The organism is Burkholderia sp. E168m23, assembly GCF_016586125.1.
In the GTDB taxonomy this organism is placed as follows: Bacteria; Pseudomonadota; Gammaproteobacteria; order Burkholderiales; family Burkholderiaceae; genus Burkholderia; species Burkholderia orbicola.
Map to the genome: position 1 here is coordinate 1 of NZ_BCPP01001477.1, position 1,041 is coordinate 1,041.

Below are 1,041 nucleotides of genomic sequence, written 5' to 3' on the forward strand. Positions count from 1 at the left end.
TATCCGTCCGACGCTCGAACAGAAGGCCGACATCGCGCAGAACGCGATCGATCTCGCGCATGCGCTCGGCATCGCCCGGCCGAAGGTGGCGATCCTGTCGGCGGTCGAGACGGTCAGCTCGAAGCTGCCGTCGACGCTCGACGCGGCCGCGCTGTGCAAGATGGCCGAGCGCGGCCAGATCACCGGCGCGTTGCTCGACGGGCCGCTCGCGCTCGACAACGCGATCAGCCCGGAAGCGGCGCGGCTCAAGCATCTCGATTCCGCGGTCGCGGGCGATGCGGACATCCTGCTCGTGCCCGACCTCGAGGCCGGCAACATGCTCGCGAAAGAGCTGACGTTCCTCGCGAATGCCGATGCGGCCGGCATCGTGCTCGGCGCGCGCGTGCCGGTGATCCTGACGAGTCGCGCGGACAGCGAACGCACGCGCCTGGCGAGCTGCGCGGTCGCGGCGCTCGTCGCGGCGGCGGCGCGTGCCACGGCGACGCCCGTGACCGCCGCGGCGATTGCGGCCGACGCACACTGACGGGGCCGCGATGCGACATCCTGTCCTGGTGCTCAACGCCGGCTCGTCGAGCCTCAAGTTTTCGGTCTACGACACGCGAGAGGATCGTTCGCTCGATGCGGGCCTGCACGGGCAGGTCGAGAACCTGCATGACACCCCGCATCTGTTCGTGACCGATGCAGAGGGCGCGACGCTCGCCGACAGCGCCGTCGCGCGACCGGGGCATCAAGGCGCGATCGAGGCGCTGCACGCATGGTTCGCCGCGCACGTCGGGCGGGAGGCCGCGTTCGACGGCGTCGGGCACCGCGTCGTGCATGGCGGCCCGTATTTCACCGCGCCGGTGCGGATCGATGCGCGCGTGCTCGATGCGATCGCGTCGCTTGCACCGCTCGCGCCGCTGCACCAGCCGCACCACGTCGACGCGATTCGCGCGGTTGCCGCGGTTGCGCCGAACCTGCCGCAGGTCGCGTGTTTCGACACCGCGTTCCATGCGACGGTGCCGGCGCTCGAACGGGAGTTCGCGTTGCCGCGCGCGCTGA

General features: G+C 71.1%; 1 protein-coding gene and 1 pseudogene. Both read left to right on the forward strand.

The genetic code is table 11. From position 1 onward, the window contains the following. The coding region (locus JMF90_RS38275) for a bifunctional enoyl-CoA hydratase/phosphate acetyltransferase (RefSeq protein WP_201326462.1) at positions 1-523 on the forward strand (523 nt) is incomplete at its 5' end. 10 nt (positions 524-533) lie between these two features. Further along, positions 534-1,041: pseudogene (locus JMF90_RS38280) on the forward strand (acetate kinase); the annotation flags it as partial.